Source organism: Pedobacter zeaxanthinifaciens (assembly GCF_003313335.1).
In the GTDB taxonomy this organism is placed as follows: domain Bacteria; phylum Bacteroidota; class Bacteroidia; order Sphingobacteriales; family Sphingobacteriaceae; genus Pedobacter; species Pedobacter zeaxanthinifaciens.
In genome coordinates this window covers 1-25,364 of the sequence record NZ_QMHP01000013.1, presented here as the reverse complement: position 1 = coordinate 25,364, position 25,364 = coordinate 1, and the positions used below count along the sequence as shown (strand labels likewise).

Annotated in this window: 24 protein-coding genes; 18 read left to right on the top strand and 6 right to left on the bottom strand. The window is 38.0% G+C overall.

The window, feature by feature from the left end:
* Positions 1–124 precede the first annotated feature (124 nt).
* Positions 125–748 (bottom strand): thioredoxin family protein, encoded by a 624-nt coding sequence (locus DUT68_RS16510; protein WP_113639336.1) that lies wholly within the window; start codon positions 746–748, stop codon positions 125–127.
* 100 nt (positions 749–848) lie between these two features.
* Between DUT68_RS16510 and DUT68_RS16505 the strand changes: the two genes are divergently transcribed.
* From DUT68_RS16505 to DUT68_RS16490, 4 genes are all read left to right on the top strand, one after another.
* Positions 849–3,323 (top strand): TonB-dependent receptor, encoded by a 2,475-nt coding sequence (locus tag DUT68_RS16505; protein ID WP_113639335.1) that lies wholly within the window; start codon positions 849–851, stop codon positions 3,321–3,323.
* Between the two features lie 187 nt (positions 3,324–3,510).
* On the top strand, positions 3,511–5,934 hold the full coding sequence (locus DUT68_RS16500) for a TonB-dependent receptor (RefSeq protein WP_113639334.1): 2,424 nt from the start codon (positions 3,511–3,513) through the stop codon (positions 5,932–5,934).
* Between the two features lie 48 nt (positions 5,935–5,982).
* Positions 5,983–6,537, top strand: a complete 555-nt coding sequence (locus DUT68_RS16495; protein WP_113639333.1) for an NUDIX domain-containing protein — start codon at positions 5,983–5,985, stop codon at positions 6,535–6,537.
* Positions 6,538–6,596: 59 nt separating this feature from the next.
* Positions 6,597–7,334: a lysophospholipid acyltransferase family protein gene (locus tag DUT68_RS16490; RefSeq protein ID WP_113639332.1), complete on the top strand. Its 738-nt coding sequence runs from the start codon at positions 6,597–6,599 to the stop codon at positions 7,332–7,334.
* A 48-nt stretch (positions 7,335–7,382) separates the two neighbouring features.
* On the opposite strand, the gene DUT68_RS16485 is transcribed toward DUT68_RS16490, so the two are convergent.
* Together DUT68_RS16485 and DUT68_RS16480 are read right to left on the bottom strand one after the other, a co-directional pair.
* On the bottom strand, positions 7,383–8,129 hold the full coding sequence (locus tag DUT68_RS16485) for a LytR/AlgR family response regulator transcription factor (RefSeq protein WP_113639331.1): 747 nt from the start codon (positions 8,127–8,129) through the stop codon (positions 7,383–7,385).
* Positions 8,126–9,160, bottom strand: coding sequence for a sensor histidine kinase (locus tag DUT68_RS16480; protein WP_113639330.1), 1,035 nt, complete (start codon positions 9,158–9,160; stop codon positions 8,126–8,128). Before DUT68_RS16480 ends, DUT68_RS16485 begins: the two co-directional genes overlap by 4 nt.
* 265 nt (positions 9,161–9,425) lie before the next feature.
* Here DUT68_RS16480 and DUT68_RS16475 point away from each other — a divergent pair, with 265 nt between their 5' ends.
* From DUT68_RS16475 to DUT68_RS16465, 3 genes are all read left to right on the top strand, one after another.
* Positions 9,426–9,608: a hypothetical protein gene (locus DUT68_RS16475; protein ID WP_157960899.1), complete on the top strand. Its 183-nt coding sequence runs from the start codon at positions 9,426–9,428 to the stop codon at positions 9,606–9,608.
* Between the two features lie 2 nt (positions 9,609–9,610).
* Positions 9,611–10,519, top strand: a complete 909-nt coding sequence (locus tag DUT68_RS16470; protein ID WP_113639328.1) for an ABC transporter ATP-binding protein — start codon at positions 9,611–9,613, stop codon at positions 10,517–10,519.
* 79 nt (positions 10,520–10,598) lie between these two features.
* Positions 10,599–11,384 carry an ABC transporter permease gene (locus DUT68_RS16465; protein ID WP_113639327.1) on the top strand — a complete coding sequence of 262 codons (786 nt, stop codon included), beginning with the start codon at positions 10,599–10,601 and terminating at the stop codon, positions 11,382–11,384.
* A 58-nt stretch (positions 11,385–11,442) separates the two neighbouring features.
* Here DUT68_RS16465 and DUT68_RS16460 read toward each other — a convergent pair whose 3' ends face one another.
* Entirely contained in the window at positions 11,443–12,804 is a 1,362-nt protein-coding gene (locus DUT68_RS16460; protein ID WP_113639326.1) for a M20/M25/M40 family metallo-hydrolase, read from the bottom strand.
* Between the two features lie 96 nt (positions 12,805–12,900).
* On the opposite strand from DUT68_RS16460, the gene DUT68_RS16455 reads away from it, so the two are divergent.
* Positions 12,901–14,481, top strand: a complete 1,581-nt coding sequence (locus tag DUT68_RS16455; protein ID WP_113639325.1) for a M28 family metallopeptidase — start codon at positions 12,901–12,903, stop codon at positions 14,479–14,481.
* A gap of 104 nt (positions 14,482–14,585) precedes the next feature.
* Here the strand turns inward: DUT68_RS16455 and DUT68_RS16450 are convergent, their stop codons facing one another.
* Complete coding sequence (locus DUT68_RS16450) at positions 14,586–14,813, bottom strand: response regulator transcription factor (RefSeq protein ID WP_113639324.1); 228 nt, start codon at positions 14,811–14,813, stop codon at positions 14,586–14,588.
* Positions 14,814–14,969: 156 nt separating this feature from the next.
* Between DUT68_RS16450 and DUT68_RS16445 the strand changes: the two genes are divergently transcribed.
* From DUT68_RS16445 to DUT68_RS16415, 7 genes are all read left to right on the top strand, one after another.
* A complete protein-coding gene (locus DUT68_RS16445) occupies positions 14,970–15,446 on the top strand; it encodes a hypothetical protein (protein WP_113639323.1) in 477 nt (158 codons plus the stop codon).
* 192 nt (positions 15,447–15,638) lie between these two features.
* Positions 15,639–16,142, top strand: coding sequence for a hypothetical protein (locus DUT68_RS16440; RefSeq protein WP_113639322.1), 504 nt, complete (start codon positions 15,639–15,641; stop codon positions 16,140–16,142).
* 5 nt (positions 16,143–16,147) lie between these two features.
* A complete protein-coding gene (locus DUT68_RS18505; RefSeq protein WP_157960898.1) occupies positions 16,148–16,816 on the top strand; it encodes a hypothetical protein in 669 nt (222 codons plus the stop codon).
* A complete protein-coding gene (locus tag DUT68_RS16430; protein WP_113639320.1) occupies positions 16,780–17,571 on the top strand; it encodes a sensor histidine kinase in 792 nt (263 codons plus the stop codon). Before DUT68_RS18505 ends, DUT68_RS16430 begins: the two co-directional genes overlap by 37 nt.
* 2 nt (positions 17,572–17,573) lie before the next feature.
* Complete coding sequence (locus tag DUT68_RS16425; protein ID WP_113639319.1) at positions 17,574–18,215, top strand: response regulator transcription factor; 642 nt, start codon at positions 17,574–17,576, stop codon at positions 18,213–18,215.
* Between the two features lie 264 nt (positions 18,216–18,479).
* Complete coding sequence (locus DUT68_RS16420) at positions 18,480–18,857, top strand: BlaI/MecI/CopY family transcriptional regulator (protein WP_113639318.1); 378 nt, start codon at positions 18,480–18,482, stop codon at positions 18,855–18,857.
* A complete protein-coding gene (locus DUT68_RS16415) occupies positions 18,854–20,806 on the top strand; it encodes a M56 family metallopeptidase (protein ID WP_113639317.1) in 1,953 nt (650 codons plus the stop codon). Before DUT68_RS16420 ends, DUT68_RS16415 begins: the two co-directional genes overlap by 4 nt.
* A 218-nt stretch (positions 20,807–21,024) precedes the next feature.
* Here the strand turns inward: DUT68_RS16415 and typA are convergent, their stop codons facing one another.
* Entirely contained in the window at positions 21,025–22,833 is a 1,809-nt protein-coding gene (typA, locus tag DUT68_RS16410; RefSeq protein ID WP_113639316.1) for a translational GTPase TypA, read from the bottom strand.
* 240 nt (positions 22,834–23,073) lie between these two features.
* Here typA and DUT68_RS16405 point away from each other — a divergent pair, with 240 nt between their 5' ends.
* The 3 genes from DUT68_RS16405 to DUT68_RS16395 all read left to right on the top strand — a co-directional run bounded on the left by DUT68_RS16405 (position 23,074) and on the right by DUT68_RS16395 (position 25,311).
* Complete coding sequence (locus DUT68_RS16405; protein WP_113639315.1) at positions 23,074–24,105, top strand: tyrosine-type recombinase/integrase; 1,032 nt, start codon at positions 23,074–23,076, stop codon at positions 24,103–24,105.
* Positions 24,106–24,216: 111 nt separating this feature from the next.
* Positions 24,217–24,750 (top strand): hypothetical protein, encoded by a 534-nt coding sequence (locus DUT68_RS16400; RefSeq protein WP_113639314.1) that lies wholly within the window; start codon positions 24,217–24,219, stop codon positions 24,748–24,750.
* Between the two features lie 171 nt (positions 24,751–24,921).
* Positions 24,922–25,311 (top strand): hypothetical protein, encoded by a 390-nt coding sequence (locus DUT68_RS16395; RefSeq protein ID WP_113639313.1) that lies wholly within the window; start codon positions 24,922–24,924, stop codon positions 25,309–25,311.
* Positions 25,312–25,364: the final 53 nt, after the last annotated feature.

Below are 25,364 nucleotides of genomic sequence, written 5' to 3'. Positions count from 1 at the left end.
AACCTAATTAAATTCTTTCCTGAAGCATCGCCACAAGCCGTATCTCTTAATTAACGAAGCTACGATTAACCCGTTCGAAAAACAGTTTCATTCTTGCACAAACTTCCCTAAATCCGTTCTCTTCCTATTGGGGAGAAATGCCGAAGACAGAGAGGGGCTTCAACAATTCAGTCAACTCGGCCTGCGTTGCCACTGTTTTATCTTTTGCATACCAACCATGCAGTTTTTCCGCAAGCTCTGGCATTACTACACCCTCGTTTTTCCACTCGGCCATTAGGTTTTGTAAAACCGCCGGACGTGGACCCCACTTTGGCATCACCAAGTTGCCAGCCTCGTCCAAAATTAACAATACCGGAATAGCCCTGCCACCGTTAGTTAAATGCGCATCAATTAAAGGCAAGTTTTTATCCCTCAACGTCAATTTCAACTCAATTTTATCTGGCGCAGCCAAAGCCATTTTATTAATTACAGGCACAATTTGAGCGGCATCGCCACACCAACCCTCGGTAATTACCAAAAACTTATATTTTCCTTTTATGCCCTCTAAAGTGGCTAGCAAATCAGCACTAAGTGCAGTAGTTTTATCTACCCTATTCATGCGCTGCACATTCATTTTACTGTAGTGCAACATCGCCTCCGAATGGTCTGGACCCGTAGTTTCGCCTTTGGCCAATAGTTCATCTACCAAATTTCTGTAGCTAGGGTAGTCTAGCGCTTCTTTATCAAAAATATTACTGTAATCAAGCATAAAAACGCTGTAATAAAATGGTTACGCCTATTCTTTTAAATCTTTAATTAACGAGATTTGCCCCCTCATTAAAATTACATTAAAACTCAACCGAATTTAAATGGATAGGATTAAGTGCAAAGTTCTTTTATTAGCCGCTGTTATTTGTATTACAACTGTAAAAATTTATGCCCAAAATGGAGGCACTGGTAAAATCAGTGGCAAAATTATAGACGCTCAAACCAACGAAACCATTCCTTACGCTTCGGCTGTACTTACCGATAGAAAAACCAAGGCTACCGTTAAAATTGTACAGACCGATTTAGATGGTAACTTCACTATCGGCAATATTGCCAATGGCGTTTACACCTTTAAAGCAAGTTACATTGGCTACCAAACGATGGTAAGGGATTCTGTTGCCATTACCGGAGCTTTAAAAACCATCAACTTAGGTACCATCAAAATGAAAACGGGCAAAGGAAACATCTTAAACGAAGTTACCGTTACTGCTCAAAAACCCACTATGCAACTAGGTATAGATAAGAAGGTTTTTTCTGTAGACCAAAGCGTGGTGAGTGAAGGTGGTTCGGCTACCGATGTACTTCAAAACGTGCCTTCGGTACAAACCGATATGAATGGCGGCGTATCCTTAAGGGGTTCTGCGGCGAGGGTACTTATTGATGGCAAGCAATCGTTAATTGGCGGTGGTGATGTAGCGCAAATTTTAGCTTCAATTCCAGCAAGCTCTATCGAAACCATTGAGGTAATTACCAATCCATCTTCAAAATACGATGCTGAAGGCCAAACCGGTATCATCAACATCGTACTAAAGAAAAACAAAAAACTAGGATTAAATGGTAATGTGGCCATTACTGGTGGAAATAGAGACAACTACAATGCTTCTACCAACTTAGCTTTTCAAAATAAGAACGTAAACTTATATGCTAATTACAGTTATCGTTATGGTAACCGACCTGGATTTGGTTTCAACAATACCTATTACAGAAACGAAAAAAGAGGCGTTGGATACGTTACTCAGGACAATAACTCCAATGAATTAGAAAAGGGACACAACGTAAAGCTTGGGATGGACTACAACCTGAGCGACAAAAGCACGGTGAGCGTTTCTGGTGGATTTAATTCAAGAAACAGTGTTGAAGATGAATTTATCGGCATTAACGAATTTAGTGCAAGCAATGCGCCTGTTAACCTCTCTAATCGTGTTAACAGCAGAGACCGCAGCGGCAACAACTATGATTTAAGTGTAGATTTCTTACAAAAATTCAAGAAAAAAGGGGAAGAGCTTTCTTTTAACGCTAGTTTCGCTACTGGAAATAACGACACTTACCAAACTTTCGACACCGACCGTTATTTTACTTCAGGCGCTCCTGTAACATCTCCTTTTATACAGCAAATTACCAGCAGACCTAGCGATAATAAAAATTACAACATTCAATTAGACTACATTTTGCCTTTAACGGAAAATTCACGTTTAGAAGCTGGGTACCGTACACAATACCGCATTTCCAATAGTAGAACACTTGCGGATTCAGTGGTAAATAACATGTACATTTTTAGCCGTACTTTAAGTAATGACTTTAACAGCGACGACTACGTACATGCCCTTTACCTCAACTATCAAAATCAAATTAAAAACTTTGGCTACCAAATTGGCTTGAGGGGTGAAGATGCAGCTTTGAGCACCGAAATGGGCGCTTATCTCCCGGGAGGGAACATTGCCTATACGCCGGGAAGAGTGGCCTACACCCGCTTATACCCAAGTGTATTCTTAACTCAAAAACTTAAAAATGAGCAGCAGCTTCAGTTAAGTTATAGTCGCCGTGTAAACCGCCCTCGTGGATGGGATACCAACCCGTTTTTAGATGTATCGGACCCGATTAACTACCGCCAAGGTAACGTGAATTTGATGCCTGAAGATGTACATGCTTTTGAATTGAGCTACAGCAGGTTTTTCAAAAACTTCTCGTTAGTATCTACTGCTTATTATCGCCAAACTAATGATGTGATTCAAAGAATTAGATATGAACTTGAGGGTGGAATCAATTTAACCATCCCGCAGAACTTAACCAGCGCTAAAAATAGCGGTATCGAATTAATTGGAAAGTTAGATCTATCTAAAAAGTGGAACATGACTACCAATTTCAACTTATACCAACGTAAAATTGAAGGCGTAGCCGAATTTGGCACATCAGATGTGGATGGTGTAGCTTACAATGCTAATATGACGCATAACATTACACTGCCTTACGCAATCACCTTACAGCTAAGGGCTGATTACCGTTCGAACGAAGTTACAGCACAAGGTACTTTTAAGGCCATGTACGGCTTTGATGCTGGCGCAAAAATGGATGTACTTAACAAAAAGGCTAGCTTAAGTTTTAATATCAGAAACTTATTTAACACTCGTAAGTTCCAAATGGAGTTCCAAAATGCAGGTTCGAGCATTGATTTTAGCCGAGCTAGAGCAGGAAACATGGCTTCGTTAACTTTCTCTTACCGTTTTGGAAAATCCGATTTTAGCCAAAAGAAAAAGAAACAACAGGAAGCACCACGATCTGATGAAGAGAGCTTCTAAAACAGATTGAAACCTTAAGAAATAAAATGAAAAAAGCCCCAAAGAAATTTAAACCTTAGGGGCTTTTTAATATCTAAATTTTCAAGCACAACCACATTCCACTAACAATACAGTTTAAAATTGATTTTTAATTGGTTTCTAACTATATTGCAGTAGCATATTTTATTGATTTAGAACACCATAGACTTTGAAGAATTTTCTTGCCCTTGCCTTTTCTACCTTACTACTTATTTCATTTCAAGCCAAATCACAAACTACAGATAAAGGGATCATCAGGGGAAAGGTTATTGAAGAGGTTGGTGCCTTGCCTATTCCATTTGCTGTAGTAGCATTATTTGAAAGCGGTGTTGAACAACCTGTAATTACGCTTCAAACTGATGAAAATGGTTTCTTTAAATTTAGCAATATCAAATTTGGCACCTATAAAGTTAAGGTGAGCTATGTAGGCTTTGGGGCTTTATTTGTTAACGAAGTTGTATTAAGCAAAGCCGATCCAGATAAAAATTTAGGTTCGCTAAAACTTGCTGCTGAGCAGAATAATTTAAATGAAGTGGTAATTACTTCTGAAAAACCTGTAATTGAAGTAGGTGCAGATGTAATTACCTACAATGTAAGCTCAAGTATTTTAGCAGAGGGAAGTACAGCAACGGATTTGCTGAAAAATGTACCGATGGTTGAGGTGGATATTGATGGCAACACCACCATCTCAGGTAAACGCAGCACCAGGGTTTTTATCGATGGAAAACCTTCAGATTACATGACTTCCAACATTGCCGATTTATTGAATGTGCTGCCATCAGACGCCATAGAGAAAATTGAAGTGATGACCAACCCGCCTGCAAAATATTCAGCCGATGGCGAGGGAATCATCAACATTGTAATGAAAAAAGGTTTCAAGGTTGGCTTTAATGGAAATGTTGGACTAGCTGCAGGAACTCAGGGGAATAACAATGCCAATGCAAATGCATCGTATCGAGGCGAAAAATACAGTATTACCGGCGGCGGCGCATACAGAACTGGATTGGGCAGAAATAGCAGTGAAAGTTACAGAACCAATTTTTTCCCAGACACCACCTTTTACTACGATCAATTTAACAATTCGAGAAGTGAAAGTAATGGCGGCAATTTTAGAGTAGCCCTCGACTGGGATATCAACAAAAAACAAAACTTACGTTTAAATACCAGCTATAATGTAAATGGGAGTAATAGCCTATCAGGAAACGATTTCTATTACATTAATGAAGAAGAAATTACTAAAAGGCTACGAAACCAAGTGAATATTGGAGATAATAGTAGCAATAATTTTGTTTTCAACGCCGATTATAGCCTCAACACCGATACCGCTGGCGGGAAACTTACTGCGGGTTTCACCGTTAACACTAACAACAGCAACGGCATACGGAGTTTTGAGCGCAGCTATGCATTCCCAACCAACCTGAGCCCTAGTTTGCAGCAAAATGATAACGAGATTGGTAACAGTGGCATTAACTTCAACTTAGATTATGATAAGCCGGTATTCAAAAAGCGAGATCGGCTGGAATTTGGGATGGCCTACAACTATAGGAAAAACAACAACGATTTGCTGGTAGAAAATTTCAACTACAAAACGCAACAGTATGTAAGTAACAATGAGTTAAGCAACCAATTTCTTTACAATGAGCATATTTTAGCAGGCTATCTTTCCTATAATTACCGTAAAAATGGCTGGTCGGCGAAGGCTGCCATGCGTAGCGAGTACACTAACGTTACTTTCGACCTTTCTACCGGCGAGCTTTACAACGTGAACCCCTACCTTAGCTTTTTCCCATCCTTTTCGCTAAACAGATTTTTCAGGAAAAGATACAACATTGGCGCAACCTATAGTGTGCGCATTAACCGCCCGAGAGAAAATACACTTAACCCTCAGGTAAACAATGCGGATACCTTGAATATTTCTTACGGAAATCCTGATTTGACTCCATCCTATACACATCAATTTGATTTGAGTTTTGGTGCATTCGGTAATCAATGGTCCTTCACACCACGTATCTCCTACTCTACCGCCAGCGGTGTAATTGAAAGGTATCGTTTCGTAAATCCTAACGGGATTTCAGAAAGTACTTTTAGCAACGTGGGCACCAATTATTCATTAGCATTGATGTTGATTGGTAATTACCGACCAACTAAAAAAATATCGGCAAATGGTAATTTCAGTTTAATTCAAAGTAATTACACCTCTACTTTAAACAGCGCACTTAACCGCGGAGGGATCAGTATTAGAGCCAGAGGCGGTTTTTCAATGCAATTGCCTTATAAAACTGCATTCGAGGCTAACTTAAATTACAATAATAATATTAGCGCCATTGGACGAAACAGTGCATCTATCAACACCAGTTTTGGTGCAAGGAAATCATTTTTCAAGAACACGCTCACTGCTCGTATCAGCGCTAATGATCCTTTTAGAGGCCGAAGAAACTCAACTTACAACGAAGGTCTAAATTTTACCTCGAACACCTACGGAGTAGCTAATACCAACAATTTTGTCTTCAACCTCAATTATCGATTTACTAAAGTAAAAACCAACAAGGTTAATGTGCCTCCTCCGCCAACTACATCGAAAAGCAACGAATAAATCATAATGACTATGTTTGTGCCTTGTGATTACGAAAGTTTTAAAAAGATGAACGAAGAAAACCCTTGGCAAACACTAAGTAGCGAAGAGAAATATAGCAACAATTGGATTTCTGTAACAGAACATCAGGTAATTAATCCAAGTGGCGGAAAAGGCATTTACGGCGAAGTGCATTTCAAAAATATTGCCATTGGTGTATTACCGCTAGATGAGCAGGGTTATACTTGGTTAGTTGGTCAGTATCGCTATCCTTTAAAAGCATACAGCTGGGAAATTCCCGAAGGCGGTTGCCCGGAGGGAACAGACCCTGAGTTAAGCGCCAAAAGAGAACTACTGGAAGAAACAGGACTGATCCCAAGTAAGTTGATAGAAATACAGCGCATGCATTTGTCCAATTCCGTTAGTGATGAACTGGCCATCATTTATTTAGCGAAAGAACTTACACAAGGGCAAGCGGCACCAGAAGAAACAGAAGATTTACAATTGCTCAAACTTCCATTTGAAAAGGCCTACCAAATGGTGTTAAACGGTGAAATTACCGATAGCATGAGTGTGGCCGCTATTCTAAAAGTTCATATTATGCAAAGCGAAGGCTTACTGTAACGTTGGCAGATTTATAAATCTTCCTACCTTTGCATAAAAAATTACTGAAAAAGCAATTGATGAAGAAGCTACTAGGCTACATTTTAACGCCAATCTTTTTTTTAACGTTCGGTTTATTTTTGGGTATTTTCCATCCTATCCAGTGGGTGTGCTACAAGCTTTTTGGATATAAGGCACACAAATCGTCGGTAGATATCCTTAATTTTTTCCTTACTTATTCGCAGCTTACTTTACTCAATTCGGTAAGTTTTAAAAACAACCAGCAGTTACCTACGGATAGGCCCATTATTTTTGTGGCTAACCATCAAAGTATGTACGATATTCCAAGCTTAATTTGGTTTCTACGCAAGCATCACCCTAAGTTCATTTCCAAAATTGAATTGACTAAGGGCATCCCTTCTATTTCGTTTAACTTGAAATATGGTGGCGGAGCTAATATCGATAGAAAAGACACTAAACAATCCATTGGCGAGATTATTAAATTGGGCCGCAGGATGAACGAAAAGAATTGGAGCACCGTAATTTTTGCTGAGGGTACCAGAGCCAAGGATGGCCAAATGAAACCGTTTCAAGTTGGCGGAATTGCTACCTTGCTTAAAATTGTTCCGAAGGCTGTAATTGTTCCAATAGCTATCGAAAATTCTTGGAAAATTGTTCGTTTTGGAAGCTATCCGCTAGGAACACTACTTCCGTTGAAATGGACCGTATTAGCGCCAATTGAACGTGAAGACAAACCTGCTGAAGAATTAGTACTACAAGCCGAAAATGCAATTAAACAACATATTGGGCAGGGGTAGATTAGCTATCTATCCATCCTGGTTTACAGTATAAGGCGAGGCCCGTTTTTAAACGTTCCTACTATCTATCAGCTTGAAAAACGCATCCCTGTAAGTATCGCCAACCGGAATCGTTTTACCCCCGATGGAAATCCTGCTGCGTTCAATACTTTCTATTTTATCCACCGCAATAATGTAGGATTTATGCACCCTAATAAATTCGCCTTTGGGTAAGGTTTCCTCCATCTTCTTCATATTTTGCAATGTAATTACACGCTCTGTTTTGGTGAAGATAGAGATGTAATCTTTTAAGCCTTCGATGTAAAGAATATCATCCAGCTCAATTTTTTGAATTTTGTGTTCGGTTTTTACGAAAATGAAATCCTGAATTGGTGCGGCAGCAGTACTTGCAGGTGCAACCGGTTCAGGAATTGGTGCAACCGCCGCAGCTTCCTGCTTCTGATGCTGATTGCGAACTTTCTCCACTGCTTTATAAAACCTATCGAAAGCAATTGGTTTTAATAGATAATCTGAAACGTTCAAATCATAGCTTTCCAAAGCATATTGCGAATAGGCCGTGGTTAAAATGTAGCTTGCTTTATTGCCGGCAATCTTTAAAAACTGTATTCCAGTAAGCTCCGGCATTTGAATATCTAAAAACACCAAATCAATATTACCCTCCTGTACCAATTGCATGGCCTCAATGGCACTTTCGGTACGTTTTACGAGTTCCAAAAATGGCACTTTAGCTACGTAATCTGCAATAATATCAAGCGCTAGTGGCTCATCATCTACGGCAATACATTTTAAGATCATAAATCAAGCATTAGTTCTGTGGTGTAATGCGTGGGCGTATTTACAATATTCAGCTTATATCGCTCTGGATATAGCAATTGTAACCTACGTTCCACGTTATTTAGTCCAACTCCGCCTATGGCATCTTTATTGGTGGTATTTTTCTTATTAGTTACGCTAAAATGCAAAATTTTCTGGTTTGCAATGATATTGATTTTGATAGGGTCAGACGGATCATTGGCCACGCCGTGCTTAAAAGCATTTTCTACAAAAGAAATCAGAATTAGTGGTACAATTTGCTGTCCGTCAATTACGCCATTAATGCTAATTTCAACAGAAGCGCCGTCCTTAAATCTTAATTTTTGCAGTTCTACATAGCTTTCCACGTACTCCACTTCTTTGTTCAAACTTACCCAACTATCATTACTTTCATAAATCATATAGCGCATAATTTCCGAAAGCTTTAAAATGGCATCCGCAGTTTTATCTGATTTTTGATAAGCTAAAGAATAAATATTGTTTAAAGAATTGAATAGGAAGTGAGGATTCAGCTGCGATTTCAAAAACTGCAATTCCATATCCTTTTTTTCACTTTCTAAGTTGCGTTGTATACGTTCATTAGAAAACCAATCAACAGCAAACTTGATTACACTGCTTGACACCAAGAAAAAGCCAGCAATAAACACCACCGAAATGATATAATTTGCCATAGGGATATGCTGAATTTTGTCATCAGCTTTGTATTGAAGCACAAACTCTGGATAAAACTTAGCTACGGCCACTTTAATGCCTACACTTACGGCAATTAACAAAATAAAGCAAACTATAAACCAAAGGTATTGCTTTCTTTTTTTGATAAGCTCGGGAATTAGGAAAATGTAATTGATATAAAACACAGCGACATTAACCGCTCCAAAAACAACATAGTCAATTACAATCTCTTGAACGGCAAACTTCTTTTTCGAGAAAATCATTATTGCGGCAACTAGTGTTCCAATAATTCCCCAAAAAATACAATTTAATATTAATGATGCTCTGCTATTATTCTTCATGTAACTTGTAGAAACTTAATCATCTAAACTACCTATAAGCGTAATGTCAAGCAAGCACATTCGACCAACAGGCATTTTTTTTCTACGAATGGGCAATTTAGGCGATTTATTCGACAAACTGGCATTTTTACCGTTTATCTAGGATATTTTGCAATTGGTCTAAAACATTTTCACAGCATTTTAAGAATTATTCTATTTGTTCAAGCAAAGCGGATAAGGCCAATAACGCTACCCCGATTTGCCATAAACTTAAAAACTTAAAATGATGAAAAAGTTATCAAACGTATCGCCTTTCTTACTTTTATTAGTACCAGTATTTGTGGTAATGTTAATTGCTTTTACTACTAATAACGGTAACGTTGCTGGCAATGAGGAAAATTTAGCTAAAGCCACTACTTCAGCTAACTCATCAACCATTGTTAAAGCTGCTAACGTAATTTTAAAATAAGAATGAGCCAATTAGCCATACAAACTGTTGGGCTTAACCACCACTTTGGTTCGCAGGCCGTAGTTAGAGATTTATCTTTGCAAGTACCAAAAGGTAGCATCTACGGTTTCTTAGGACCAAACGGAGCTGGAAAAACCACTACCATAAAAATACTTCTTAATTTATTGCAGTCGCCGGCAGATACCGTTTTCGTATTTGGTAAAGAATTGAACCACAACCGAATTGCCTGCTTAGCTAAGATGGGTTCGTTGGTAGAGCAACCTGCTATTTATGGCCATTTAACAGGGCTTGAAAATTTACGTAACCGCTGTATTCTATTAGGTATCAATAAAGGCAAAGCCGATGAAATGCTCACTTTGGTTGGCCTAAAAGAGGCGGCAAATAAAAAGGCGGGCAAATATTCCTTAGGCATGAAACAGCGCCTGGGTATTGCCTTAGCGCTAATTGGCGACCCTGAGCTATTACTGCTTGATGAGCCAACAAACGGATTGGACCCTAACGGAATTATTGAAATTAGAAACTTGATGATTAAGCTGGTTACCGAGTACGGAAAAACCATTTTAGTATCAAGCCACTTACTGGCTGAAATTGAACGAACAGCTACACATGTGGGCATTATCAATAAAGGGCAATTACTTTTCCAAGGCACCATTAACGAGCTACACGATTTAAGCAAGCCTAGCATCAAAATAGAGGTTGATAATAAAGATTTGGCACTTGATCTCTTGAAAGCAAACGGTTCCGAAATCTTCAGCGAAAAGGGTGGTGTGATTAATGTGGCTTATAAAAGCAAAGCCGATATGGGCCAACTCAATACCCTTTTGATACAAAATGGCTTAACGGTTTACAGTATCGGTACGGAGAAAAAAGACCTAGAGCATTTGTTCTTAGACATTACATCGAAGAATTAACATTAAAACGGACTTCAAAGTACCAATTACCAAAGCCTGCATTAAACAACCAAAAAACTAACCATCCAAACAAAAACATATGCGTTCTTTATACATCTCTTTTATATCAGAATTTTACAAGTCACGCAAAACATTAGCTTTTTGGAGCGCCATTTTGCTACCATTATCAATCTGTTTAATTATTGCATTAGGCTTTATCTTAAAGTACGACAACCTTGTGAAATATCCACCGCAAATGCTTTGGTTTTATTTCATCTACCCAATTGCGGGAATTATGGGTTCGCTTTTGTTGCCAATATTGGTGATATACAACACTTACGCCATTACCAATATGGAGTATAAAGGAGATACTTGGAAAAGTTTATTTTCTTTACCGCTACCAAAACTATCCATCTATTCGAGTAAGTTTATTTATATCATATTCCTCACCTTTTTAACGATGTTTTTGTTTGCCATATTTATTATTATGGCCGGTCATGGCATCGAATTATTTAGGCCTCAACTTAAGTTTAGTGGATTTAATCCTACCGAAATTATATTCCGTTCCTTTACCAAAATGTTCCTTTCTTCCATTGGAATTATATCCTTGCAGTTTTTGATGAACCTGCTTTGGAATGACTTTTTAAAGCCTTTTGGATTAGGTTTTTTAATGACCATTTTCGCTTCTATTGCCGCCAACATGAACTGGAAATACGCTATTTACATCCCTCAAGCATTTCCAAGCTTAACGGTAATGAATATCATGAATTCAAAAAAAGGAATTGAGTTTGCCATTTTTGACCAAGCCATTGCGCACAGTTTAATATGTGGTTTGGTGGTTTTTGTGGCGGGTTACTTCATTTTATTGAAGCGGAATATCAAGTAAAAATTTTTAGTTTAGTTTTAGTTAATATAGGAAAGGCGGCTGGTTACCGCCTTTTCGTTTATCTGATAGGTTTTGGAATTACCACCAAACTTTCATGCCCATTTTCATCTACAGACTGTACCCCAAAAAAGTAGTTATCCTTCGAATAGTTTAAAGTAGCCTGATTTTCTTTCACGAAAAATTTGCGCTCCCAAAACGGACTGGTGGTTTCTCTCATTAAAACATAGTAGCCGTAGGGCGTTTTGCCTTTTGGTGCATTCCATTTCAATTGCGTTTTATTGGTAAGCCCCGAAGTTACTACACCAACATTTTCGGGTTCCTGGGTTGACAATGCTAAATTGGCCATTACCGACATGTTCATCCGGGTTACTTTTTGTAGATAAGTATAATCTACGTACTCTGGCAAATCACCAAACTTAAAGCCATTCTCTGTTCTAATATCCTGATGCTGCCGATTGAAATCTTCGTTCATTTCCGTAAGCCTTACAGCAGCAAAGCCTTGTTGCGAAAAAGGTGTATGATCTCCACCACGCAGGTACCTATCTCTTCGATAAATCAATTTAACCTCCAATTGGTCCACATACCTTTCTGCCACTTCTTTAATGTAGCGGGCAGCCTGTCTTGCCTTTCCATCATTTTCTGTTCCAGCTGATTGCCTAGCCGCTGCTTGCTCCTTCGTTTCGCTTGCAGCTACACCCTCGCTAAAAACCCGTACACTTTTGTTGTCTTTAATATCGGTTTCCATACCATAAGTATTGCCAACAATATCGTTATTCATTAATAGATGAACATTCCAGCCCTCCTCCTTAGCTCGCTTAGCTAAATTAGCAGCGCCGTATAAACCTTGCTCCTCGCCTACAAAAGCAACAAAAACCAAAGTGCAGCTAAATTGATGCTTGCTCATTACACGAGCCATTTCCATTACCGCAGCCACACCTGAAGCATCATCGTTAGCTCCCGGAGCAAAATCTTTTATGTTCATCACATCGGTAACCCTAGAGTCGTAATGCCCAGATACCATCAACATGCGCTTATCATTGGGATCAGTGCCAGGCAAAATGGCCATTACATTTTTTAACACCACAGGCTCTTTAATACGACGACCATCCGCTGGTTGGGTAAAGGTGTCAAAAGATACTTGCAACCTGCCGCCACTTTCAGCAGCATACTTTTCAAACTCGCTTTTGATCCAATTTCTTGCTGCACCAATACCTTTAGTTTTACTAAGGGTATCACTTAAGGTATGTCTGGTATGAAAAGAAACCATCTTTCTAATTAAGGTTTCCAAATTATTTGCCGAAACTTCATTGAGCATGCCCATAATTTTTGGGTCTTTGATTTCAGCTTTTTGCGCAAAACTTATCTCCGAAATCAATAGGCATAAGCAGGCAATAAATAAATTGCGTAAATATTTCATCATAGCTTTGGTTGTAAAATTCTGAATAGAAAGTTACAACTATTTAGCATTAGCTGTAAATTCACACCAGATTGTTACTTAACCTAAACTAATTATTTTATGATAAAGAAATTTACCATTGGCGCCTTGGCGGTTGCATTTTCTTTCAATGCAATTAATGTTAATGCGCAAGAGCTTGTTAACGCAGAGGCCATTCAAAAAATCAAAAAAGAAGGATTAGAAAACTCGAAAGTAATGGACATTGCTTTCCAAATTACTGATGTAATTGGTCCACGCCTAGCTAATTCACCTGGCATTAAAAAAGGTAGAGATTGGGCAGTGAAATATTTCAATGAGTTAGGCCTTAAAAATGTTAAGCAAGAAAGCTGGGGTGATTTTGGTAAAGGCTGGTCGGTAGAAAGATACTACGCAGCAACTACAGCACCTTTTTACCGTCCAATTATTGGCTATCCCAAAGCTTGGACACCTGGCACTAACGGCCCAATCAAATCAGAAGTGATATTAATTAAAGCCGATACCGTTACTGATTTAGAAAAATACAAAGGCAAATTGGCCGGTAAAATTGTAGTAATTGAATCAGTAATGGTGCAGCCGTTAAAAAACTCCTATACACTCGATGTAACCCGTCACACCGATGAGAAATTAGCGGAAATGGCTGCTGCAGAACCTGCTGCACCTGGCCAGGGCCGTGGTAACAGGGGTGGCAACAACAACCAAATGGCAATGATGATGCGCATGCGCCAAAATAGAGCTGCCATTAACGAAATGCTACTTCAAGAAAACGTAGGCTTAATTTTAACCTACGCCCGCGGTAACTACGGCACATTTTTCACTAGCAATGGAGCATCATACGCAGTTGATGCTAAGCCAGTAGCTCCAGAACTAGAAGTTTCTGCAGAAGATTTCTTGCACATTTTACGTTTGCTACGTGCTGGCCAGAAAGTGGAAGTTGAAGCTGATGTTAAAACCACTTTTTATCCTCAGGATGCAAAAGGCTATAACGTAATCGCTGAAATTCCGGGCACTGATAAAAAATTGAAAGATGAAATTGTGATGATTGGTGGCCACTTTGACTCATGGCACTCGGGAACAGGCGCAACTGATAACGCAGCTGGCTCTATCGTGATGATTGAAGTGATGCGTATTTTGAAAGCTATTGACTTTAAACCAAAAAGAACCATCAGAATTGCACTTTGGGATGCTGAAGAACAAGGTTTATATGGCTCTAGAGGTTACGTGAAGCAACACTTTGCCGACCCAACCAAAATGGAGTTATTGCCAGAGCATGGAAAATTAAGCGCTTACTATAACTTAGATAATGGTACCGGAGCTGTGCGTGGTATTTATTTACAGGGCAACGCTGCAGCCAGAGATATTTTCCAAGCGTGGTTAAATCCGTTTGCTGATTTAGGTGCTAAAACCGTTACCATTAATAACACTGGCGGTACAGATCACCAATCTTATGATGCAGTTGGCTTACCAGGATTCCAATTCATTCAAGATCCTATGGACTACAACACACGTACGCACCACACCAACCAAGATACTTACGATAGATTGGTAGAGGACGATTTGAAGAAATCAGCAACAATCATTGCTTCTTTCGTTTACCACACTTCTGAGCGTGCTGAAAAAATTCCACGTAAAGAATTACCAAAACCAGTAGCTCCGAGAAATTAGAGCTCAAAAAATACACTATCGGATCAGTCGCCAATAGGAATGATTCTTTAGAGAAAAATTAACCACATAGCCACCTAGTTTTTACTTTGTAGCTATGTGGTTTTTTAGGTGAAAACCTTTTCCTTAAATGCCCAAACTACCAATTGATAAGCATTTTTAAAGCCCATTCTTTTTACCATATTTTTCCGATGTGTTTCAACAGTTAATTTACTGATGAACAGCAGACTGGCTATCTCTTTATTGCTGTAGCCCATGGATACCAACTGAAGTACCTCTACTTCCCTGGCGCTGATCATGCTTTGGGGAAAATCTTCATTTACTTGAATTATCATAGCTCCTTTTTACTCCAAAATTATTTAGAGCTATGTGTTCTAAATTAGCAGATAATACCCTAACTTACAGGGTGTTTTTACGGTATTAACCAACTGTAAACACGCTTTACTTTGAAGAAAACTAATCACTAACTATTTACTTAAAATTAAAAAATTATGGCTACTAAATTAGAAAACGAAGGAAAATTCCTTGACCGAGCTACAATTAAGAGCATGGTAGATGCTTATAGAGAAAAAAATAAACAAAATGTTGACGCATTAAAATACGCCCATTTTAAAATAGAAGACATTTTACAATTGTGCGTTAACAACAAAATACTGCCCGAAACAGTATTAACGCAAATAGAAAAGCCAACCGACCCTAAAGCCAAAGGCTATGGTTTAAAAATATACCTGGGTATTCATTTAGATGGAACATATCCTAGTGATAAACCCGACTATAAAGGAGCTACAACTACAATACTCTGCAATACGCAAATTATTGAAGGAAAAGGCTTTAAAGACATGCTAAAACATACAGATCCTTCTATCCTAAATAAGCTTGGAGATGATGAGGGCACTGGGTTGGATAGAGCAGAAATCGAGCCTCCATATCACGACAATGGCGGCGAAGATTATGATATAGGAGAGTAGATTTTGAATAATGTCTCGAGAAGAAAACAAGATGATGCTTTGAAGTGTCCCTAAAAGTTGGACAAAAACTTTCGCGAGACACTTCACTTAAACACCCTGCTGTTTATATTTATCACCCTAACCTACAAGGTATTTTTACGGTACTGCAGTAGTTTAAAAAGCACGAGATTTGGAAAAAATAGATAAATAATTATGATTATCAAACTAAACAACGAAGAAAAAAAAATTACGGGTAAACCTTTCAAAAAAGCTGAAGTTAAGGAAATGGTTAAAGCATACAGACGCACCATTGTTGACCCTAAAAAAGAATTTAAATTTGCGCATTTCACGGTTAAGGAAGTTTTACAACTATGTATAGACAATAGTATTTTGCCAGAGAGTGTATTAAAACTACTAAAAACACCAAGTGTTGGCTCAGAATATGGTGTTAAAATATACATAGGTAAGCATGTATCTGAAAATACCTGCCCAACCAATAGAGTTTCAGATTATTTAGGTCTTAACACTGCTATTTTATGTAACACTGAAGTGATTAAATTTAAACACTATTTAGATATGCTTGATGACGATAAATCAATCTCAATTCCCATAGTGCCAGATCCAGGAGATGCAATAGACCAAGCAACGATATGCCCTCCAGACTGTCCTGAAGAAACTTACCCCGATCCGAAAGATGGATATGATTTAGATAAATAATTTATATGGATTTATCGAAGATACCTTTTTCTATCATTATAGAATGGATGTGCTTTTTCGCATCCATTCTATTTATTCCCAAAAAAGTACAGCCAAGCTATTGGAAGGCATTTATCGTGTATTTAGGCATTTTAGCCCTATTCGAAACTTATGCCCATTTAGTTGTTAAAATATTTCCAACCTTTAAAAGCAACCATGTACTTTACAATGGGTTTTTACCTATTTATTGCTTTTTTCATTTTTGGATATTTTCAAAAGTTATCAATCTAAACAGGATTAAAATTATTTGTTTAATACTGACTGCACTGCTATCCATCGGGTATATGATAGAGTGGTATCACCAAGGCTTTGGCTTGTACTTTTACAGAACAAATACTACGTTTAGCGGTTTAGTGGTTTTACTTTGTATCACCTATTACTTTAGCCTATTTAAACAAGAGGAATATCATGATATCCTAAAAGATGCGGCATTTTGGTTTGTTACCGGCTGCCTTATATTTTACGCAACTAATACAACTGTAAATGCCTTTTTTGCCGAAATCATCCGTGTAAAGATAAAGGGGCAATTATCCATCCGTTATGCAATAATGAACATCTTAAATATCTTGATGTACAGCTGTTGGATAAAATCATTTTTATGCTTAAGGAACAAACGAATTTATACACGAGCATAATTCTAATATCGCTCATTTTCTTTATCATAGTTATAGGAATTATCGTACTGGTAATCACCTATTACCGAAAAAAAAGGGTATATCTTGAAGAAAAGAAACTGCTTAACCAAAAGTTCGAATCAGAGCTATTGAAAACGCAAATAGAGGTGCAAGAACAAACTATGCAGCTTATTTCCAGCAATTTACACGATAACATCGGACAACTGTTAAGTCTTACCAATTTGACTTTAGGCTCTATCAATATCAGCGAAGAAAAGAAGGCCGAAAAAAAGATCGATACTTCAATTGAGCTGGTAAATAAATCTATCAGTGAATTAAGGGCACTTGCTAAATTACTTCACGGCGAGCAGTTGTTGCAATTAGGCATTGCCGCAGCTATTGAACAGGAAGTAAGTTGGCTAAGCAAAGCTGAAATTTACAAGGTGCAGTTTGAAAATGGGATGCAAGGCACAACCCTGCTATCGCCACAAAAAGACCTGGTTATTTTGAGGCTTTTTCAGGAAATAGTGAACAACATTGTGAAACATGCGCAAGCCACACAAATCATCATCCAACTGCATCAACAAGCGAATAGGCTTTTTTTAAGTGTATCTGAAAACGGAGTTGGCTTTAATTATGAAGAAGCGAAAAAGGAAAACAACGGATTGGGCCTATTCTCTATAGAAAAAAGAGTGAAAATGATTGAAGGTTCATTTCAACTACAATCCACTAAACATAAGGGCACACAAATAATCATCGAAATACCTTACCCCTAACAATGGAAACGCAGAAAATAAAAATCGCCTTGGTTGATGACCATACCTTATTCAGATCTGGCTTGGCCAATTTACTGAGCGAATTTGAAGAACTAGAAATTACTTTTGAGGCCACTAACGGCATCGATTTGCAGTCGAAAATAAAACTGCATGAGGATGTTCAAGTAATTTTAATGGACATTAACATGCCCGTAATGGATGGTTTTAGCACCACCAAGTGGATCAAAGAAAATTATCCTAAAAGCTACATTTTAGCGTTAAGCATGTTTGAGGACGAAAAATCAATCATCAACATGATTAAAGCTGGCGCAAATGGTTATTTACTGAAGCAATCCAAGCCTAGGGAAGTACTTACAGCTATCAAACAGATTATCGAAAAAGGCTTTTACGTGAACGAGCTAGTTACTGGCCGCCTGTTGGTATCGGTAAAGAACGAAAACCCCTCCTGCTCCATCACCGAAAGGGAACTCACTTTTTTGCAACATTGTAGCACCGAACTCACCTACAAAGAAATTGCCGCGTTGATGAACGTTAGTCCACGCACAGTAGATAACTACAGAGAATCTCTTTTTGCTAAACTCAATCTCAAATCCCGAACTGGCTTGGTAGTTTATGGCATTAAAAACGATTTGATCAAAATCTAATTTGGTTCATTGGTCATTGGTTCATTGGTCATTGTTCATTGGTTCATTGGTTCATTGGTTCATTGGTTCATTGGTTCATTGGTTCATACGTTGGATTTACTGCTATGCAATGGTTTAACTGTGCGCCAAAAACTCTCCCTTTTTTACAAATACTAGAATAAAAGTTGCCGAAAAATTTTGAAAACTAAAACATTAGTTATAAATTAGAGGTAGATATCTAATTAGTTAGGCGCATTGCAAGGCCCTCACTTAAAAATTATAAAAATGGAAATTAAAGATTTAACCAGAGCAGAAGAACAAATTATGCAGGTAATGTGGCAGCTGGAAAGCGCTTTTGTAAAAGAAGTGATCGATCAGCTACCGGAACCAAAACCGGCTTACAATACCGTATCAACCATTGTGCGCATTTTAGAAGTGAAAGGCTTCGTAGGTCACGAGGCTTTCGGTAAAGCGCATAAATATCATCCGCTAATTTCAAAAGAAGAGTACAAAAGACATGCTACCGAAAAACTTTTGGGCAACTATTTTGAAAACTCGGTTGAAAGCATGTTTTCATTTTTTGTAAAAGAAGAAAAGCTTGACCTAAGCGACGTGGACGAAATCCTCAAAATGATTAACAAATTCAAAAACAAACCAAAATGAGCTGGTCGCATTATTTATTGCAGGTAAACATTTATTTGGTAATTTTTTATGCCTTTTACAGGTTGTTACTTGCCAACGAAACCTATTTTGTTTTAAATAGAGTTTATTTGATTTGTGCCGGACTTTTTTCGCTCAGCATACCGTTTATTCAATTAGATTGGTTTAGCAAGCAAGAAATTAGCCAACAGATCACTATCGGTGTAGATCAACTCAACCAATTTATTACCACCACCACGGTTGTTAGCGAAGAGAAAAGCTTTAACCTGGGCAATGTAATTGTATTGGTTTATATTTTAGGAGTATTGCTATTTACAGTACGCTTAATTGCACAATTAATTGGCGTACGCAAAATGTTGAGAAACTTTAAAAATGGTTTGGCATTTTCGTTTTGGAATAAAAAGGTAGTTGCGGAAAATCTGCCAGAAGCAGCTACAGTTCATCATCATGAAGACATCCATATTAAGCAGTTTCATACGGTTGATGTTATTTTCTTCGAAATTTTAGGAATTGTTACATGGTTTAATCCCATCATCTATTTCTATAAGGAAACTGTTAAAGCTATACACGAGTACCTAGCGGATGAGGCCGCTGCCAAATTTCAAGGTGATAAGGAGGCCTACTCTATGTTGCTGCTCAGTCAAGCATTTGGCATGAACAACAATAAGCTTACTAATGGTTTTTTTAAGAAATCGATGATCAAAAAAAGAATTTTTATGCTTTACAAAGAAAGATCAAAGAAAACTGCTATCCTAAAATATGGCATTTTCGTTCCCCTGTTTGCTTCGGCTTTATTGCTTTCATCGGCCACTATTGAAAAAAATGAGGAACTTTTAGCCGTAGCGAATGCCATTCCGCTAAATGAAGTGAAAGAGGCCGTTACAACAACCTTAAATTTACCGAAAGAAAAAGTGGTTGAAGTAACCTTAGCTACCAAAGCTACTTCCAAGACAATTAAAAATGACGGCCATGAAGCATTTTACAGGTTTTTAGGCAACAACATCAAGTATCCTTCAACAGCAGTCAACAACAGTGTTCAAGGAAATTTAATAGTGAACTTCACCGTTAAAAACAAAAAAATCGAAGACGTTGTAGTGGAACCGAAATTAGGCTACGGCGCTGATGAAGAAACCGCAATGACGCTTAGTAAATACAACGGCAATGCATTTACTGATGGCAAGTATAGCATGCGGGTAGAGTACCGACTGAATGGAGCATATACCAAAGTACTCAACCAAAATGCAATGCCGAAGCAAGGCTACATAGCACTTAATCCTATCACTATTATGGGCTATGCGATAGGCAATCCTGAAGATAGGATCTACAGTTTTGTTTCACTAGAAAACCCACCTAGCTATCCTGGCGGAATGGTAGAATTCTACAAATTCTTAGGAGCAAACATCAAATATCCAAAAGAAGCCGCCGAAAATTATATTCAAGGTAATGTGTTCGCATCGTTTGTTGTGGAAAAAGACGGCTCAATAACCGACATTAAAATTGACAGAAAATTAGGCTACGGCACAGATGAAGAAGCAGTTAGAGTGCTAAAGCTTAGCAGGAGATGGAATGCTGGCCTTATTGACGGAAAACCAGTAAGAGTGAAATACAACATTCCAATTAAGTTTGCGCTAAATAACGGACAAAAAAGTGCTTCGGATTCAAAAAATATTAAAGTCGAAAACCAAAACGGAAACATAAAGTTAGTTGGCGGCAATTTAATAGTTAATGGTGTTGAAATTAATAATGAGGCCTCCCCATTGTATATTCTAGATGGAAAACCAATGGAAAGCAGCATTGGCAGCCTAAACCCAGATGATATCGAGAGCATTTCAGTACTAAAAGATGCTGGAGCAACAGCGCTGTACGGGGAAAAGGCGAAAAATGGAGTAATAATTATCACTACCAAGAAAAATGCGGAAAAGGTGGTTACCGGTTACAAAAAGAAAAACTAAGTTCTCCTGTAAAACAGCAATTGAAAATTTATACAGCTACAAGCTTCGCATAAATCACCAATTTTGTGTCAACCTATTTTATAACGTAGCACGTTAACAAAACAAAAAGCCCTGCCAAAAAAATCGGCAGGGCTTTTAAATATCTCCTATGTCTCGGACAATTAAAGTTAAGCAATTAATTTCAATTTTCCGAATTTACTATGCTCGCATACAATCAATTACGATTGGAACATTTTGCCTTTCACCTTACGTTCGTTCTCTGTTAAGAAAATTTTACGTAAACGCATACTTGCTGGAGTTACTTCAATATATTCATCAGCTTGGATATATTCCATTGCCTCTTCCAAAGAGAACTTAATTGCTGGAGCAATACGAACGTTATCATCAGAACCTGATGCACGCATGTTAGTTAAGGCCTTACCTTTAACGGCGTTGATCACTAAATCGTTATCACGAATGTGCTCACCCAAAATCTGACCTTCGTAAACATCCACTCCCGGATCAACAAAGAAACGACCACGATCCTGTAATTTATCAATTGAATAAGCTGTGGTTTGGCCTTTATCCATCGAAATCAATACTCCGTTCATACGACCAGGAATAGTACCTTTCCAAGGCTCGTAAGCTTTGAAACGGTGTGCCATAATAGCCTCACCAGCAGTAGCAGTTAACACATTATTACGCAAACCAATAATACCACGAGAAGGAATTTCGAACTCTAAGTGTTGTAAATCGCCTTTTGGCTCCATCACCAACAACTCACCTTTACGCTGAGTTACCAACTCAATTACTTTACCCGAAACCTCCGCAGGAACATCTACAATTAAAGTTTCAACCGGCTCACATTTTTGGCCGTCAATTTCTTTAACAATTACCTGTGGCTGTCCTACTTGCAACTCATAACCTTCGCGGCGCATGGTTTCAATTAAAACCGACAAGTGAAGGATACCTCTACCGTAAACCAACCAAGCATCAGGAGATTCTGTTTCAACCACTTTAAGGGCCAAGTTTTTCTCCATCTCCTTCAACAAACGATCTTTGATACGTTGTGAAGTTACCAATTTACCTTCTTTACCAAAAAATGGCGAGTTGTTGATCGTGAACAACATGTTCATCGTTGGCTCGTCAATTTTGATTACTGGCAATTGTTCTGGCGCTTCGAAATCAGCAATCGTATCACCAATATCAAAACCATCAATACCTACAACAGCACAAATATCTCCCGATTTAACTTCGGTAGTTTTTACCTTACCTAAACCTTCAAAAGTATATAATTCCTTAACTCTTGATTTTACCAATTTACCATCACGCTTAATTAAAGTAACTGGCTGGTTTTCTTTGATAGAACCCCTGTGTACGCGGCCAATAGCAATACGACCTACGAAAGAAGAATAATCTAACGAAGTGATCTGCATTTGCAAAGTACCATCGTTCACCGGTGCTGCAGGAATATGCTCTACAATAGCATCCAACAATGGGAAAAAGTTATCTGTAGGCTGTTTGTAATCAGTGCTCATCCAACCATTTTTAGATGAACCATAAATTACAGGGAAATCCAACTGCTCTTCCGTAGCTTCCAAGTTGAAGAACAACTCAAAAATTTGCTCGTAAACTTCCTCTGGGCGACAGTTTTCTTTATCAACCTTGTTTACTACAACAATTGGTTTTAAACCTAAAGCCAAAGCTTTTTGCGTTACGAAACGAGTTTGTGGCATAGCGCCTTCAAAAGCATCACAAAGCAAAAGCACGCCATCAGCCATTTTCAATACACGCTCTACCTCACCACCAAAATCCGCGTGACCAGGAGTATCGATAATGTTAATTTTAACGTCTTTATATTTTACTGAAACGTTTTTAGAAACGATAGTGATGCCGCGTTCGCGTTCCAAATCGTTATTATCCAAAATCAAATCTCCGGTTTCTTCGTTATCACGAAAAATAGAACAGGCATGTAAAATTTTATCAACCGTGGTAGTTTTACCGTGGTCAACGTGGGCTATAATAGCTATGTTTCTAATCTTTTGCATTGTATGCGCTTGTATTTAAGGGCGCAAAGGTAGCAAAAAAAGCTTAAAACCGAAAGTAAAAAGCACATTAAAAGCTGTTAAGTTTTTGTAAATCAATTGCATTGCATATCGGTAACGAAAGTCCCGCTTTTTGGCTTTAGTCCGCTACCTCGCTACGCTTCGGTATGCGGGCTACCGCCTACAATCGGGTTTGTTGTACAAAATTCTTCCTAAATTAGGGCAACAAACAGCTACCTCGCCATGTATCAAGCCAAACTAATTACACATAGGGGCAAAAATCGTATTGCCGTTTATTTCGAAAACAAACCCGAACTTATTGAACGCTTTAAAAAACTGAAAGGCGCCACATGGAGCGCAACACTTAAGGTATGGCACTTGCCAGACACCCCAACTTATAGAAAGCAGTTTAAAATTGCGCCAGCTGTAACACAAAAATATAATGCCGAAACGTTACTTAAGTTTAAGCAGTGGCTAAGGAGCAGACGCTATAGCGAAAACACTATCCAAACTTATTTAAATGCCTTGAGCATTTTCTTTCAATTTTTTAAAGATAAATTGCCTAGCCAAATTAACAATGAAGATATTATTGTTTTCAACCACAAATATATCTTAACTAAGCAGCTATCATCATCTTACCAAAACCAAATGGTAAATGCCATTAAATTATATTTTGGCATCATTTTAACCAAAAAGATAGATATTGCGAAAATACATAGACCAAAACGCGAGAAAACCTTGCCCAATGTTTTAAGTAAAGAAGAGATAAAAGCCATATTAAATAGTCATATTAACCTAAAACATAGAGCTATGCTCAGCCTAATTTATGCCTGTGGCTTACGTAGAAGCGAGTTACTAAGTCTAAAACCTTCGGCCATAGATAGCAAAAGAGGTGTATTGCTAATTAAACTGGCCAAAGGCAAGAAAGACAGAATAGCACCGCTGTCTGAAAAATTATTGGTTTTACTTCGTGAATACTATAAAATGTACAAACCCAAAACTTGGCTTTTTGAAGGGCAAGAACCCCATACGCCTTATTCTGAAAAAAGTTTACAAAGCGTACTAAAGCAAGCACTAATAAAAGCTCGCATTAATAAACCGGTGACTTTACATTGGCTAAGACACAGTTACGCCACACATTTGTTAGAAAGCGGAACCGATTTACGCTACATACAAGAGTTGTTGGGACACCGTAGCAGCAAAACTACAGAGATTTATACGCACGTAAGTACAAAGAGCTTACAAAATATAAAAAGCCCTTTTGACGATCTGTAATTTTGATTACATTTAACTGAATAAACATAGACAAATACAGTCTGTTTTGGTTGGCTTTGTCTGACAAAATCGGATGTATATGTTAGTTAGCAGCCATATTAAGACGACACCATGACCAGTGAACAACGACAAGACAGAATGAAAATGTTACGCAGATTGGAGGACAGAAAAAGACGACTTCCCGTTCTGCTTTCAGACCTATCTGTTATTACTGGTAGACAATTTTCTGAAAATGATGTGTTGACAATAGAGCAAATTGATGAGCATCAAATTCAACTTAATGGTTCAGACTTTGACTTTAATTTTTTGAACATTAGCTTTCCAGTTGACAAAGCAACAGACCTTTTAAATACTTTACTTGCATTAAGCTACAAGCTTTCTCAGACCAATTATTTCGCATTAAGTCATTTTTCAGACATTGCTGTTTTAAACATAAAGACAGACTTTGTAGTTGACAAATTTGAAGACATTGTCAAGCTAGACAAAGACACATTTACTCTTTACGACCATAATTATAACAACGGACTATGGGTGGACATTTTTCAGAAGTATTGGTATCTCGACAACAAGACTCAATTTATTTGGATTTACGAGCTAAGAGTATTTGGAAAAGAATGGATAAAACTTATTAATGAAAAACTGTAAAAAAAATACGGCTGCTAACATGGGCTTAGCGATAGCGGGCAGACAGTGGTTAATTGAAGTGTTGTGCTTCTATTTTACATTTGTGCTTGCCGATAGTTTCGTGCTTCGAAATCCCTGCCTTCGCCAAGCCCCAAAACGTTATAAGTAATTGCTCCCGACAAAATTCATATTATGAAATCGAAAATAATGTACATAGAATTAAAGACAGGTTATTCAGATAATGGACCTGCTTGGATTGGCAAGGTTGAATTTTCAAAATCTGGAAGAACTGTATATTTTGACAACAAAGCGGTAAAAAAAATGGCGACACCTAGTGGAGGAGGAAATCATTACGACATTGAAACTGGCGACGCATATTGGGTTTCTGGGGTTAAGAAGAATGGCGCTGACAGACATTGGGCTGGTGGCGGAAAAATAATGGTCGACAGAAAATCAATAGACGAATATCTGACTTTAGTCGACTTTAATTCTATTGAAGAAAAATACTACAAAACAATTGACTTTGAACCTACTGACAAAAATAGATTTAAAGAACTAGAAAACGCTGAATTAGAGCTATAAAGTGTAGATTATTCCAAAACTGGCCACTCCTTTTTTTGCGAACTGGCCACATC

Bases quoted from the DNA above. Each gene is read 5' to 3' on its own strand.
- DUT68_RS16510 (WP_113639336.1), bottom strand. From the start codon at position 748: ATGCTTGATTACAGTAATATTTTTGATAAAGAAGCGCTAGACTACCCT.
- DUT68_RS16505 (WP_113639335.1), top strand. From the start codon at position 849: ATGGATAGGATTAAGTGCAAAGTTCTTTTATTAGCCGCTGTTATTTGT.
- DUT68_RS16495 (WP_113639333.1), top strand. From the start codon at position 5,983: ATGAACGAAGAAAACCCTTGGCAAACACTAAGTAGCGAAGAGAAATAT.
- DUT68_RS16490 (WP_113639332.1), top strand. From the start codon at position 6,597: ATGAAGAAGCTACTAGGCTACATTTTAACGCCAATCTTTTTTTTAACG.
- DUT68_RS16485 (WP_113639331.1), bottom strand. From the start codon at position 8,129: ATGATCTTAAAATGTATTGCCGTAGATGATGAGCCACTAGCGCTTGAT.
- DUT68_RS16480 (WP_113639330.1), bottom strand. From the start codon at position 9,160: ATGAAGAATAATAGCAGAGCATCATTAATATTAAATTGTATTTTTTGG.
- DUT68_RS16475 (WP_157960899.1), top strand. From the start codon at position 9,426: ATGAAAAAGTTATCAAACGTATCGCCTTTCTTACTTTTATTAGTACCA.
- DUT68_RS16470 (WP_113639328.1), top strand. From the start codon at position 9,611: ATGAGCCAATTAGCCATACAAACTGTTGGGCTTAACCACCACTTTGGT.
- DUT68_RS16465 (WP_113639327.1), top strand. From the start codon at position 10,599: ATGCGTTCTTTATACATCTCTTTTATATCAGAATTTTACAAGTCACGC.
- DUT68_RS16460 (WP_113639326.1), bottom strand. From the start codon at position 12,804: ATGATGAAATATTTACGCAATTTATTTATTGCCTGCTTATGCCTATTG.
- DUT68_RS16455 (WP_113639325.1), top strand. From the start codon at position 12,901: ATGATAAAGAAATTTACCATTGGCGCCTTGGCGGTTGCATTTTCTTTC.
- DUT68_RS16450 (WP_113639324.1), bottom strand. From the start codon at position 14,813: ATGATAATTCAAGTAAATGAAGATTTTCCCCAAAGCATGATCAGCGCC.
- DUT68_RS16445 (WP_113639323.1), top strand. From the start codon at position 14,970: ATGGCTACTAAATTAGAAAACGAAGGAAAATTCCTTGACCGAGCTACA.
- DUT68_RS16440 (WP_113639322.1), top strand. From the start codon at position 15,639: ATGATTATCAAACTAAACAACGAAGAAAAAAAAATTACGGGTAAACCT.
- DUT68_RS18505 (WP_157960898.1), top strand. From the start codon at position 16,148: ATGGATTTATCGAAGATACCTTTTTCTATCATTATAGAATGGATGTGC.
- DUT68_RS16430 (WP_113639320.1), top strand. From the start codon at position 16,780: ATGCTTAAGGAACAAACGAATTTATACACGAGCATAATTCTAATATCG.
- DUT68_RS16425 (WP_113639319.1), top strand. From the start codon at position 17,574: ATGGAAACGCAGAAAATAAAAATCGCCTTGGTTGATGACCATACCTTA.
- DUT68_RS16420 (WP_113639318.1), top strand. From the start codon at position 18,480: ATGGAAATTAAAGATTTAACCAGAGCAGAAGAACAAATTATGCAGGTA.
- DUT68_RS16415 (WP_113639317.1), top strand. From the start codon at position 18,854: ATGAGCTGGTCGCATTATTTATTGCAGGTAAACATTTATTTGGTAATT.
- typA (WP_113639316.1), bottom strand. From the start codon at position 22,833: ATGCAAAAGATTAGAAACATAGCTATTATAGCCCACGTTGACCACGGT.
- DUT68_RS16405 (WP_113639315.1), top strand. From the start codon at position 23,074: ATGTATCAAGCCAAACTAATTACACATAGGGGCAAAAATCGTATTGCC.
- DUT68_RS16400 (WP_113639314.1), top strand. From the start codon at position 24,217: ATGACCAGTGAACAACGACAAGACAGAATGAAAATGTTACGCAGATTG.
- DUT68_RS16395 (WP_113639313.1), top strand. From the start codon at position 24,922: ATGAAATCGAAAATAATGTACATAGAATTAAAGACAGGTTATTCAGAT.